The sequence below is a fragment of the Nocardioides sp. P5_C9_2 genome, assembly GCF_054049555.1.
Genome location: NZ_JBFUMD010000100.1, coordinates 1 through 10,835, shown reverse-complemented (window position 1 = coordinate 10,835; position 10,835 = coordinate 1). Strand labels below are relative to the sequence as shown.

Genomic DNA, 10,835 nt, shown 5'->3' with positions numbered 1-10,835 from the left:
GCCCTGGACCGCGCTGTAGCTCCACCGGAACGGCACGGGTGGGTCCCATGCCAGCGCTGCCGCCTCCGCCGGTCCGGCGCCGGTGTGGCTGCCCAGGTACACCGCGATCCCCACGGCCAGCACGGGGAACGCGCCGGCCAGCAGGAGCAGGCGCGGTCCCGGATCACCGGGGGCGTCGAGCGACCCGAGGAGCACGGACACGGTGACCCCGACGACGACCACCTGGACGACCGTGCCGACACCGGGCCGCACGCGTCGTACGGCGGCCAGCGCGACGAGCACGACTCCCACCGCCAGGTTGGCGACCCAGAAGTCCAGCCCGGTCCTGAGCGCGATGCCGTTGACCAGGGTGGAGTAGCCGTCCGAGCCCAGGTCGGCGGTGAGGAACAGCGCGACCCCGACACCGAGCACGACGCAGCCGAGCAGCAGCATCAGGAGCCGACGGGCGGAGTACGTCACGGCTCAGGTGTATCAGCCCCGTCAGCCGTCCTCCGGACCGCCGTGCACGGTCACGGCGTAGATCACCAGGATGTCCAGCGCGAACATCAGCGAGAACCACCAGGGGTTGGCCGACAGGAACGCCAGGTTCGTCACCGCGCTGATGCCGGCGACCGCGACCGCGACCGAACGCGCCCAGGTGCGGCGGAAGAACAGGGCGTACCCGGTCACCCACATCGCAACGGCGAGGAGCATGTGGGCGAGTGCCCACCACCGGTAGTTGGTCTGGATCAGGAGCTCGGAGTCCCCGACCAGGTACTGGTCGTCCTCGAACAGGCCGACCAGGCCGCCGATGAAGTGGAAGCCCCCGACCAGCAGGAACATGAAGGCCGCGAAGGCGATCATCCCGTTCCAGAACCTGGGCTCCTTGTCCTCGTCCTGCTGGCTGTTCGCGCGGGTCGACTGGGTGGCCATGGCGGATCTCCTCTCACCGGACTGTCCGGCCACGGTGGCACCGCCGCGGCCCCTCCGGATCACCCCCGAGGGGTGAGGGCGGACGCCGGGCGGGCACCCGAGGGCACTTCGACCCTGTCCCGGGGCCGGGATCCGGCCTAGCGTCGCCACGGTCCGAGGAGGCAGCCATGCACCCGTTCCCGACTCGCAGCAGCAGGGTCCTGTTCGGCCTGCTCGTCCTCAACGGCCTGAGTGCCGTCGGGGGCGGCCTCGCCCTGATGACGGGGTGGATCCCCGAGCAGGCGTCGTGGATCCGCGCGACCGACTTCCCCAGCAGCTACCTCCCCGGCGTGATCCTGATGGCCGTCGTCGGCGGGTCCGCCCTGGTCGCCGCCATCGCCCAGGCGAAGAACGTCGACGGGTGGCCGCTCGCCAGCATCCTGGCGGGCACCGTGATGGTCGTCTGGATCATCGGGGAGATCGCGTCCATCCGGGCGTTCCACGTCCTGCAGGTGGTCTACCTGGCGACCGGGGCGCTCGTCGTGGTCCTGACCCCGGCCCGCCGCGGGTAGATCGTCCGGCGGCCGAGGGCCACGGCGGCGTACGCGATGGCGACCCCACCGACGAGGTCGACGACGAAGTGCCAGCCGAGGTAGACGGTGGCCACCAGGGTGCCCGCGAGGTACACCCCCAGCACCCGCGAGATCCTGCGGAGGCCGTAGTAGCGCGCCATCAGCAGGATCATCAGGACGACAGCGACGTGCAGGCTCGCGAAGGCCGCGACCTGCGCCGTCGCGCCGTGTGCCTGCGGGTCGGCCAGCAGGACGACGCGCTGGATGAGGTAGCGCGCCTGCGTGTCCTGGTTCATCGTCCTGGCCAGGCCGGCGAAGTCCTCGGGGGCGTGGCTGAACGGGCCGAGCGACGGGATCAGGTAGTAGGCGCCGACCCCCAGGATCCACACCCACATCGCCGAGCTGAGGTACACGTAGCCCTGCCGGACCCGGTCGGTGAAGGCCAGCGACGCGACGAGCGCGAACGTCACCACGGTCGAGAAGGACACGTACCACCACGTCAGCACGTACGCCGCGACGTGCTGGCCGAGCAGGTCGTGCAGGAGCACGGCGGGCGTGTGACCCAGGAACAGCCACTCGTCCCACCGCTGGAGCATGGCGTCCCGGGGCTCGCGGAAGACGACCCAGCTCTTGAGGTTGTGGTAGCTCAGGTACACCAGGTGGTAGGCCAGCAGCCCGGTCGCGGCCAGGACCACCCGCCGCCGCGTCCACCGCTCGCGCAGCACGGTGACGGCCCTCCGGGGCGTCCACCCCGCGCGACCGGCTCGGACCGCGGCATCCACCCCGGCGAGCACCACGAGCAGGACCAGCGTGATCGCGAGGCGCCGCGGCAGCCACGCGCCGTGCGGGTCCCTGACCGGCACCCCCACGGCGTACGAGGCCCACACCGTGACGATCGCGAACAGCGCCACGACCACCCACACCCGGACCACCCACCAGCGGTCCTGCGGGTCCGGCAGGCTCACGGGGCCGTCCGGGCCGACGACGGGGTGCGGGCTCGGACCGGGAGCCCCGGCGTGGCGGCGGGCATCGTCCGAGCCAGCACCCACGCCAGGGACGCGCCCTTGAGGAGCAGCAGCGCCAGGGCGAACGCGGTCGCGATCGCGACGTTCCCGGTGAGGAGGAGGACACCGACGAAGAGGGCTCCGTTGACGGTCTTGGCGAGCGGCGACCAGTTGAGGGCCCAGATCCGGTGGTCCACCAGGTAGAAGTAGTTGGGGCTGACCAGCGGCCAGGCCAGGAACGTCAGCGAGAGCAGCAGGTCGACGACGAGGAACTCGACGACGTAGACCGCCACCGGGAGCGCGAGGGTGCTGTCCAGCCAGGCCAGTCCGACATAGATCGGGACCGCGGACAGCCGGTCGCAGACGATGTCCGCGACGGCACCGATCCGGGTCTCCTGGTCCAGGCGTCGGGCCAGCCAGCCATCCAGGATGTCGCCGGTCCAGTAGACKGCCAGCGCGGCGAGCATCAGGCCCAGCGAGCGTCCGTGGAAGGCCAGGGCGACCAGGGCCAGCGCGCCGACGGTCCGCCCGACGGTCACGACCGTCGGCCACGTCCAGAACCGCTCGCGCTCGGGGCGCACGCCGCCCGCGGCGGGGACCCGGCGGTCGGGCTCCTCGGCGGAGGAGCCCAGCACGTCGGCATCGGCCGGGCGGGTCGGCAGGATGCGCGGGAGCCGGTGCCGGTTGCCGGTGCCCCACGCCGCGATCCACACCGCGGCCACCCCGATCYCCACGCCGCCGAACACGTCGACGAGGTAGTGCCAGCCCAGGTAGACCGTGGCCAGGACGTTGAGCACGAGGAACACCCACAGCCCCCACTGGATCCACAGCGGCCGCAGGCCGATCATCATCGCGATCAGGGACGCGGTGACCATGACCGACACGTGCAGCGACGCGAACGCCGCGATGGTCTGCAGGGCGTCGGTCCCGAACGGGTCCGCGAGCATGTCGGTGCGGTCGGACAGCCAGCTCTGCGCGATGTGGGTCACCTGGGTCTCGGGCAGGTCCGCGAAGAGGTCGGGGCGCGCGTAGATCGGGCCGGTGGAGGGCACCAGGTAGTAGATGGAGACGCCCAGCACCCAGTTGACCGCGACGGCCGTGACGTACCAGCAGGCGGTGTCGATGTTGCTGGTCCAGAACAGCGCGATCACCAGGGAGACGGTGAGGAACACGATCCACGCGACGTACGTCAGGGACATCAGGTGGGCCGCGAAGCCGGTGCCCATCAGGTCGTGCAGCACCGTGGCCGGGTCGTGGCCCAGGGCCAGGCTCCGGTCGAGGCGCAGCAGCTCGTCGTCGAGCATGTGCGGTCGCACGAACGGCACGTAGCTCTTGAGGTTGCGGAACCCGACGTAGGCCAGGTACCAGCTGCCCATGCCGATCAGCACGAGGCGCACCCGCGGTGCGCTCCACCGCTCCCGCACGATCGCCGGGACGCGCGACCTCCACCCGGCGACCCCGCCGCCGTGCAGGGCACGCGCGGCGACGTCGACCAGGAAGCACGCCACCGCGAGGAGCGGGAGCCGGACGTAGGACGGACCCACGATCGAGTCGTCCGGGTCGCGGACGGGCAGGTGCTGGATCCGGGCGATCAGCACCGCGGCGCCGAACAGGCCGAGCGCGAGGACGACCTGCAGCCCGTAGGCGCTGTACCACGGTCGGACATCGGGGTCGGCGGACGCTGTCGTGGCGTGGGAGTCCCCGGGCATGGGCGTCATCCTGCCAGCGAGGGCTCCGCGGGACCTCACCCGTGGGCGATGGGTCACCCCGTGAAGCCCTCGGGCAGGTACGTCGACGTGCGTRTCCCCGGCATCCGCGACACTGGCGCCCAGGGCGGACAGCACCGTTGACCGCCCCCGCCCCCACCCCGAACCGACGGTCCGACCCGAGGAGATCCCGTGATCCCCAGCATCACCGCCGTGCGCCTGACCGGCGCGCGGAACCGCACCGAGCTCCCCCTGCTGGTGCTCGGGCCGTCGCTCGGCACGTCCGCGACGACCCTGTGGACCGCGTGCGCCGCCGAGCTCACCGACGCCTTCGACCTGCTCGCCTGGGACCTGCCCGGCCACGGCCACAACCGGACCGTCCCCGACGAGCCGTTCACCATGGCCGAGCTCGCCGAGGGCGTGCTGCGGGTGGTCGACGACGTGCTCGCCGAGCGGGGCGAGGCCGGGGCACGGTTCCTCTACGCCGGCGACTCGGTGGGCGGCGCCGTGGGGCTCCAGCTCCTCCTCGACCGCCCCGAGCGGGTCGCGGCCGCCGCCCTGCTCGGCACCGGGGCGAGGATCGGCGACGAGGCGACGTGGAGCGGCTGCATCGGTCAGCTGCAGGAGGCCGACGAGGAGGGGTACGTGCAGGTCTGCGCCGCGCTAGCCTCCTTCGACGTGCGCGACCGGCTCAGCGAGATCGGCGACGGCGTGGGCGACGGGACGTACGCCGAGCTGTCCGGGGTCGCGCACCTGGCGCCGGCCGAGGCCCCCGCCGAGGTCGCGACGCTCCTGCGACGGCACTTCCTGGGCGAGGAGCCCGAAGGCGCCGCGGACCTGGCCCGGGAGCTCCAGGAGTTCGTCACCGAGTACGCCCGGGGCGGCGGCATCTGGACCCGCCCCGGCCTCGACCGGCGCAGCCGTTACCTGATCACCCTCACCGCACTCGTCGCCCGCGGCCACCACGAGGAGCTCGCCCTGCAGGTGCTGGCCGCCCGCAGCAACGGCGTCACGACCGAGGAGATCACCGAGCTCATCCTGCAGACCGCCCTCTACTGCGGCGTCCCGGACGCCACCACCGCCTTCCGGATCGCCCAGCGGGCGCTGGCAGAGGTGGAGGGGCCGAAGGGTGCTGGGGTGGGTGGCGGGTGATGGCCGTGGACGACGCCGGAGAGGCATCGGTGGACCTGTACTGGCTCCCGCTCGGGGCCGGCGGTCACGTGGTGCGCTGGAACGGCCGGGTCTACGAGTGGCTGGCGGCCAGGCGGGACCACCGCCTGCCCGCGGAGCTGTACCACTGCGGCCTGATGGTGCGCCGCGCCGGCAGCACCTACGCGGTCGAGATGGGCCCCGTCTGGAACGTCCCGGACGTGGATCGTGGCGTCGTCCTCGAAGGGCCGGTCGGGTCGAGGTGGCTCGGGCGGTTGCGCGCCTTCAGGTACGAGATGCGCTGCTGGCCGGGCGGCCTCATCCCGGACGTTGCCCAGGCGGTGGACAGCCCGGTACGGACCACGTCCGACCCGACGGTGGTGAGAGCCGTGCTGACGGCGCTCCCGGACCTACCGGTGTTGACATGGGGGCGTGACGAGCTGCGGACGGGCGAGATGTGGAACTCCAACTCAGCCGTCGCGTGGCTGCTCGCCTCTGCGGGCCACGACATGGACCCGATCGTGCCGCCGCGGGGAGGTCGGGCACCGGGATGGCGCGCAGGCCTCGTGCTCGCCGGGCGTCACGACTGAATCGCGTCGCGAACTGTCGCATGCGCGAACTCAACCAGTTGTTGCAACGAGCCTCTTGTTGAGGGCTTGGCCGGGAGTCTGCCATTCCAGGGTCTTGCGGGGCCGGGTGTTGAATTGCAGGGCGACCTGGTCGTACTCGGTGGTGGTGAGCTGACGTAGATCGGCGCCCTTGGGCCGGCGAAGGAGCCCGTTGGTGTTCTCGTTGGTGCCGCGCTACCACGGTGACTGTGGGTCGCAGAAATAGATCGGGATGCCGGTCTCGGTCTTGAACCGGGCGTGCTGGGCCACCACCTCGGAGCCGCGGTCCCAAGTGATCGACTTGCGTAGCTCCAGCGGCAGGGTCGCGATCGTCTCAGTCAGTTCATCCGAGCGATCTCCGCGGTGTGGCGACCCGGCAGTGGTGCGAGGAGCACGAACCGCGATGACCGCTCCACCAGCGTAATCACCGCCCCCTTGCCCGTGCCGCCGAGCAGCAGGTCGCCTCCCAGTGCCCGGGCACAGCACGATCCTCGACATCAGCCGGGCACTGCGAGATCCGGATGTCCTCGGTGATCCCGAGCGTGACGCGCTTGGCGCCACCGGTCTGGGCCATGCGGCGCTGCCGTTGGGTGCGCAGGTGCGCGCTCAGCTCGCGCTTGAGCTCGCCCTTGGTCTGGACGACAGCGACTGGTAGATCGTCTCGTGCGACACCCGCTCTCAGATCGCGTGGGAACAACACCGGCAGCATCGCCGCGATCTGTTCCGGCGACCAGTTCGCCAGGTTCTCCACATCCCCCATTGTTGCCTTGATTCGAATATGTGTTCGGGCGAGAATGGGGGTATGTCCTCTCCGTCGTCGTCCGCCGAGTCCCGGTCCGTGCCGGGACTGGAGGACCTCGACGAGCGGTCGCTGCTCGACGCGGCCACCGAGCGGCGCCGGGGGCGGCGTCTGGCCGAGGTCGACGAGATGCTGCTGGCCGCTCAGTGGGCGGTCCTGCAGGGCACGGCACGTGACGAGCGGGACCCGATGATCCAGCCCGGCGGAGACGGCACCCCCGACATGCGGGAGTATGCGCTGGCCGAGCTCGCGATGGCTCAGGAGACCCATGCCCTGACCGCACGGGCCCTGATCGCCGACACCCTCGACCTCATCCACCGCCTGCCCCGCACCTGGGCCGTCGTCGCCGCGGGCCGGTGCGAGCCGTGGGTGGCCCGCAGGGTCGCGGCCATGTCCCGACCGCTGCTGGCCGACACCATCGGTGTGGTGGATCGCGCCGTCGCCCGGGCCATCTCCGGCCACGCCCCCTCCACCGTGATCTCGATCGCGCGGGCCAAGATCATCGCCGCCGACCCCGAGACCCACGCCGCCGAACGCGAGCGGATCCGCCACGAGCGCTACGTCCGTCTCTCTCGCGCCGACGAGTACGGCTACCGCCACGTCATCGCCCGCGTCACCGCCGGCGATGCCACCTGGATCGACGCCATGGTCGACCGCGTCGCGGACATCCTCGCCGCCACCCACGGCCACGACCACAACCACGACGAGCTCCGCTCCCTGGCCCTGGGCTGGCTCGCCCGTCCCGTCGACCTCCTCCAGCTCCTCCTCACCCATACCTACCCGGAGAGCGATGAGGACGAGGACGACCTCGACCTCCCCGACCCCGAGACCGGCGAGACCGAACCGCCCACCGAGACCGAGCCACGCGAGCGGCCGGTGTGGGCACCCGAGCACCTCGACGCCACCATCGAGCGCCTCTGCGGCCTCACCACCCGCCGGCTCGCGTCCCTCCGCGGACGCGGACGGCTCTTCGTCCACGTCACCGACACCGCGCTCCGCACCCGCACCGGGGTCGCCCGCGTCGAGGGCGTCGGCCCCGTCGACGTCGCCCAGCTCGCCGACCTCCTCGGTCACGCCGACGTCACCGTCCTCCCCGTCATGGACCTGCGCGAGCGCCGCCGCGCCGACGCCTACGAGCACTCCGACCCCCTCAAGGACCACGTCTGGACCCAGACCGGCGGCGACGTGTTCCCCTACAGCCCCCGCACCGCGACCCGGGACCAGGTCGACTTCGACCACAGCACCTCCTACGACACGCATGGGCCACCCGGCCAGACCGGCCCCCACAACAGCGGCCCCCTCAGGCGACGCCACCACCGCTGGAAGRCCCACGGGGGCTACCGCTGCCGGACCGTCGGCCCCGGCCGACACCTGTGGCAGACCCCCCACGGGCTCAGCTTCCTCGTGGACCACACCGGGACCCACCGACTCGACGACGCCCAGGCCGACCTCATCCTCACCGCCCCGCCCGGCGTCGAGATCTACCTGCCCGGGGTCCGGTTGGTCGTCGACGGCGTGCCGCTCATCCGGGTGCCCGTGGCGTAGCCGTGACGGCGCACCACCAGTTGTCGGGGCGCTGGACCATCGGCGCCTCGACGCCCTGCTCGAGGAGGCGTSCCAGCCGGAAGAGGTAGGCGGCGATGCCGGCCGCACCCTGCATCCACCCCACGCCAGGTGGCAACAGGGGGTCCTCGGCACGGTGCTCGACGAACCGCCACCACCGGTGCGGGCCCGAGCCGCAGGCACGCTCGAGGAGGGCATCGGCGAGGACGACGGCGTGCTCGAGGTCCTCGTCGGCACGGCCACGCTGCCAGAGGTCGAGGACGAGGTCGCCGACTCCGGCCGTGCCGCAGCAGCGACCGTCGTTGTCCCAGAAGCCGGGGCGTAGCCGCTCGGGAACACCCGCGGACCACACCGACCGCCAGGCGGCTCGCTCCCAGCGGCGTGGCCGCTCCCCGGCGATGTCCCGGACGCCGGCGTGCTCGAGGGCGGCGAAGACCTGCGAGGTGCCCGAGGCTCCGTGGCACCACCCGAACGTCACCGGGTCCTCCCCCGTGTCCATCGGCGGGACGTAGTGCGGCACCAGGAAGCCGCCGTCCCGGGTGTCCGCGAGGGCGACCAGCCGCTCGGCGCCGCCGTGCGCCGCGGTCACCAGGTCCCGTCGTCCGAGCTCGGCGCCGGCCACGGCCAACGCCGCGCAGATCCCGGCCTGGCCGTGTGACCACCCGGGCATCTCGGTCGGCGGGCTCTCCCGGAAGCGGCGCGGGACGAAGAGCCAGCGTGACCCGTCCTCGGTCTCCTCGACGTCGGCCAGCAGGACGTCTGCCGCGTGGCCCGCCAGCTCGTCGGCGCCGGGTACTCCGCGCCGATGGGCCCACACCGCGCCGAGCAGCACCCCGGCCGTGCCGAGCGTCGCGTCGCTGATGCGCACGCCCGCGTCGTACGTCGGCGGTCCGACGAACGGGGTGGCTCAGCCGTCGGGGGTCGAGATGTCGAGGAGACGACCTACCACCGCGTCGGCCCCGGGCTCTCCGAGGGCGAGCACTCCCCGGTCCACGGTCGGGCGAGCCGTATCTCGGACAGCACGGGCCGGATCGCCGGTCCCGACGTCCCCGGCCCGGGTGATCTCGGCGTCGACGCCGAAGGCCACCTCACCGTCCCTGCGCCGGTGGCGGGCGAGCGCCTTCAGGAGGTCCAGGTCGCGGACCCCCGACGCGGGGTCGAGGTCGATCACGGCGCAGCGCGGGACGAGGCCCCGGACCCGCACCTCGGCGGTGCCGATCCGCAACCGCCGCCCGACCCAGCGATCCTCCGCGTGGGGGGACAGCTCGTCACCGGCCAGCTGGAACGTGGCGCGGAACCGGGCTCCGTCGACGGGCGCGCCGACCTCGTCGGCCAGGCGGTCGAGCGAGGCGCTCGTGACCAGCGTGACCGAGCCGCCGTACACGACATCGCCCGGCGCGCTGCGGGTCAGCACGACCTCGCGACCGAGATGGGCCGAGTACGCCGCGGCCCACGGGCCGTCCACGACCTCCACCGGCACGACCCGCCCCCAGTAGTCGACCCGGAGGACCTCACCGGTCGGCACCGGCGCGCCGACCACGGTGTCTGCGGGCAGCTCCGCAGTCAGCACCGCTCCGTCCCAGGTGGCACACGTCCGGAGCATCGTGGGGTTCTCGACCGTCCGGAGGCACCGGTCCCCGGCGCGGTCGACCAGGCAGAAGGCCCGGTCCCCCACCGGTCTGCCCCCGGCGAGCGACACCGAGTCGTGCGTCAGGTGTCGGCCGCCCTTCAGCGGTGTGAACCCGATCCTCGCGACGTGCATGCCGCCACCCTGTCACCGACAGCGGCACGGCGGGCGGGCGTCACCGGTCATCGTCTCCAGCGCCGGACGACCAGCGCGAGCGCGAGCAGTGCGAGCGACGCGACGAGCAGCAGCTGCCACCAGTACCACGTCCACAGTGCCGTGGAGGTGCCGAGGAGTGCCCGGTGCGGACCCGCTTCCAGGGCGTCGGCCGTCAGCTGGAGGCATGAGGACTGCATCCGGTGGTGCACCGCGACGAGGGGCCGCGATCCGTCCTCGGTGGCGAGCTCCGCGCCGGCGGCGAGCGAGCCCCGGAAGCCCGGGGTGGCGGTCGGGAGCACCGGGTCGTCGCCGAGCCAGGACGGCGAGCAGCCGTCCCAGTCACGGACGCTGCGCGGTGCGAGCTCGGTGCCGTCGGTCAGCGAGAAGAGCCGCAGCGTCACGTCGGGACGCCGTCCCGACGCGGCCTCGACCAGCGCGAGGGTCCCGCCCGGCGAGACGCTCGCCTCCAGGACGGCGTCCGGGTGACCGCGCCACGGCTCGGCCAGGCGCAGGGGCATGGCGCTCGTCACCCCGCTCCCCACGTCCGTCGTGGTCGCGACCAGGCCCGTGGTCACGCCGTCCTCCACGACCTCTCCGACGGTCACCACCTCCGAGGCGGTGAGGAAGCCGGCGGGCGCCCCGCCGCCGACCGCGGTGAGCACGCCGGACGAGACGTCGAGCAGCCGGGTGTGCGGCCTCCCTCCCTGACCACCGCCCGCGAACCGCGCGAGGACCGCGGTCCCGGCCGGCGACCAGAGGA

At 72.7% G+C, this 10,835-nt stretch carries 11 protein-coding genes and 1 pseudogene; 4 read left to right on the top strand and 8 right to left on the bottom strand.

What is annotated here, in order from left to right; genetic code table 11:
* Together ACXJKL_RS07330 and ACXJKL_RS07325 are read right to left on the bottom strand one after the other, a co-directional pair.
* Positions 1-459, bottom strand: a 459-nt coding sequence (locus ACXJKL_RS07330; protein ID WP_457206402.1) for a hypothetical protein, incomplete at its 3' end; no start/stop codon positions are given.
* A 21-nt stretch (positions 460-480) separates the two neighbouring features.
* Complete coding sequence (locus ACXJKL_RS07325; protein WP_457206401.1) at positions 481-912, bottom strand: DUF7144 family membrane protein; 432 nt, start codon at positions 910-912, stop codon at positions 481-483.
* Between the two features lie 167 nt (positions 913-1,079).
* Between ACXJKL_RS07325 and ACXJKL_RS07320 the strand changes: the two genes are divergently transcribed.
* Entirely contained in the window at positions 1,080-1,463 is a 384-nt protein-coding gene (locus ACXJKL_RS07320; RefSeq protein WP_457206400.1) for a hypothetical protein, read from the top strand.
* On the opposite strand, the gene ACXJKL_RS07315 is transcribed toward ACXJKL_RS07320, so the two are convergent.
* Positions 1,409-2,428 (bottom strand): phosphatase PAP2 family protein, encoded by a 1,020-nt coding sequence (locus ACXJKL_RS07315; protein ID WP_457206399.1) that lies wholly within the window; start codon positions 2,426-2,428, stop codon positions 1,409-1,411. The genes ACXJKL_RS07320 and ACXJKL_RS07315 overlap by 55 nt on opposite strands.
* On the bottom strand, positions 2,425-4,176 hold the full coding sequence (locus ACXJKL_RS07310; protein WP_457206398.1) for a phosphatase PAP2 family protein: 1,752 nt from the start codon (positions 4,174-4,176) through the stop codon (positions 2,425-2,427). Before ACXJKL_RS07310 ends, ACXJKL_RS07315 begins: the two co-directional genes overlap by 4 nt.
* 189 nt (positions 4,177-4,365) lie before the next feature.
* Between ACXJKL_RS07310 and ACXJKL_RS07305 the strand changes: the two genes are divergently transcribed.
* Both ACXJKL_RS07305 and ACXJKL_RS07300 read left to right on the top strand, forming a co-directional pair.
* Positions 4,366-5,325 (top strand): alpha/beta fold hydrolase, encoded by a 960-nt coding sequence (locus ACXJKL_RS07305; protein ID WP_457206397.1) that lies wholly within the window; start codon positions 4,366-4,368, stop codon positions 5,323-5,325.
* A gap of 5 nt (positions 5,326-5,330) precedes the next feature.
* A complete protein-coding gene (locus ACXJKL_RS07300) occupies positions 5,331-5,912 on the top strand; it encodes a hypothetical protein (protein ID WP_457206396.1) in 582 nt (193 codons plus the stop codon).
* Between the two features lie 30 nt (positions 5,913-5,942).
* Here the strand turns inward: ACXJKL_RS07300 and ACXJKL_RS07295 are convergent.
* Positions 5,943-6,669: pseudogene (locus ACXJKL_RS07295) on the bottom strand (IS30 family transposase); the annotation flags it as partial.
* Positions 6,670-6,732: 63 nt separating this feature from the next.
* Here ACXJKL_RS07295 and ACXJKL_RS07290 point away from each other — a divergent pair.
* Positions 6,733-8,274: a hypothetical protein gene (locus tag ACXJKL_RS07290; protein WP_457206395.1), complete on the top strand. Its 1,542-nt coding sequence runs from the start codon at positions 6,733-6,735 to the stop codon at positions 8,272-8,274.
* Here the strand turns inward: ACXJKL_RS07290 and ACXJKL_RS07285 are convergent.
* The 3 genes from ACXJKL_RS07285 to ACXJKL_RS07275 form a co-directional block, all read right to left on the bottom strand.
* Positions 8,252-9,160 (bottom strand): lanthionine synthetase LanC family protein, encoded by a 909-nt coding sequence (locus ACXJKL_RS07285; protein ID WP_457206394.1) that lies wholly within the window; start codon positions 9,158-9,160, stop codon positions 8,252-8,254. The genes ACXJKL_RS07290 and ACXJKL_RS07285 overlap by 23 nt on opposite strands.
* A 39-nt stretch (positions 9,161-9,199) precedes the next feature.
* Positions 9,200-10,054 carry an MOSC domain-containing protein gene (locus ACXJKL_RS07280; RefSeq protein ID WP_457206393.1) on the bottom strand — a complete coding sequence of 285 codons (855 nt, stop codon included), beginning with the start codon at positions 10,052-10,054 and terminating at the stop codon, positions 9,200-9,202.
* 47 nt (positions 10,055-10,101) lie between these two features.
* The coding region (locus ACXJKL_RS07275) for a hypothetical protein (RefSeq protein WP_457206392.1) at positions 10,102-10,835 on the bottom strand (734 nt) is incomplete at its 5' end.